Source organism: Mycobacterium talmoniae (assembly GCF_001854525.1).
Classification (GTDB): domain Bacteria; phylum Actinomycetota; class Actinomycetes; order Mycobacteriales; family Mycobacteriaceae; genus Mycobacterium; species Mycobacterium talmoniae.
In genome coordinates this window covers 1-1028 of sequence record NZ_MLQM01000350.1, presented here as the reverse complement: position 1 = coordinate 1028, position 1028 = coordinate 1, and the positions used below count along the sequence as shown (strand labels likewise).

Genomic DNA, 1028 nt, shown 5'->3' with positions numbered 1-1028 from the left:
GGGCTGGCCCATTACGGCAGCCCGGATAAGGACCCGGCGGTGCGGCTGCGCACCCTGACCGACGCCGGCCGGCTGTCCATCCCGTTCACCACCGGGCTGCTGGTCGGCATCGGGGAGACCCTGGCCGAACGCGCCGACACCCTGCACGCAATCCGCAAGGTACACAAGGAATTCGGGCACATCCAGGAAGTGATCGTGCAGAACTTCCGGGCCAAAGAACACACCGCGATGGCCGCGACGCCCGACACCGACTTCGAGGACTTCCTGGCCACCGTGGCGGTGGCGCGGCTGGTGCTGGGCCCGAAGATGCGGGTGCAGGCCCCGCCCAATCTGGTGTCGCGCGCGGAGTGCCTGGCCCTGATCGGTGCCGGCGTCGACGACTGGGGCGGGGTGTCGCCGCTGACGCCCGACCACGTCAACCCGGAGCGCCCGTGGCCGGCGCTGGATGAGTTGGCCGCCGTCACCGCCGAAGCCGGCTACGACCTGGTGCAGCGGCTGACCGCCCAGCCCGCCTACGTGCAGGCCGGCGCCGGGTGGATCGACCCCCGGGTGCGGGGCCACGTCGACGCGCTGGCCGACCCCGCCACCGGCTGGGCCCGCGACGTCAACCCGGTCGGGTTGGTGTGGCAGGAGCCCGACGAGGCGCAGTCCGCCGGCCGGGTGGACCTGCACGCGGCGATCGACACCGACGGGCGGGCCAGTGCGACCCGCAGCGATCTGGAGTCCGCGTTCGGGGACTGGGAATCGATCCGCGACAAGGTGCACGAACTGGCCGCCCGCGCGCCCGAACGCGTCGACACCGACGTGCTGGCCGCGCTGCGCTCGGCCGAACGCGACCCGGCCGGCTGCAGCGACGCCGAATACCTGGCACTGGCCACCGCCGACGGTGCGGCGTTGGATGCGGTTGCCGCACTGGCCGATTCGCTGCGCCGCGACACGGTCGGCGACGACGTCACGTTCGTGGTCAACCGCAACATCAACTTCACCAACATCTGCTACGTCGGCTGCCGGTTCTGCGCGTTCGCCCA

1 protein-coding gene is annotated in these 1028 nt (G+C 72.0%); it reads left to right on the top strand.

Translation table 11 applies throughout. The features are described from left to right. Positions 1-1028: 7,8-didemethyl-8-hydroxy-5-deazariboflavin synthase CofG (cofG, locus tag BKN37_RS27290; protein WP_071030434.1), on the top strand; the 1028-nt coding region annotated here is incomplete at both ends.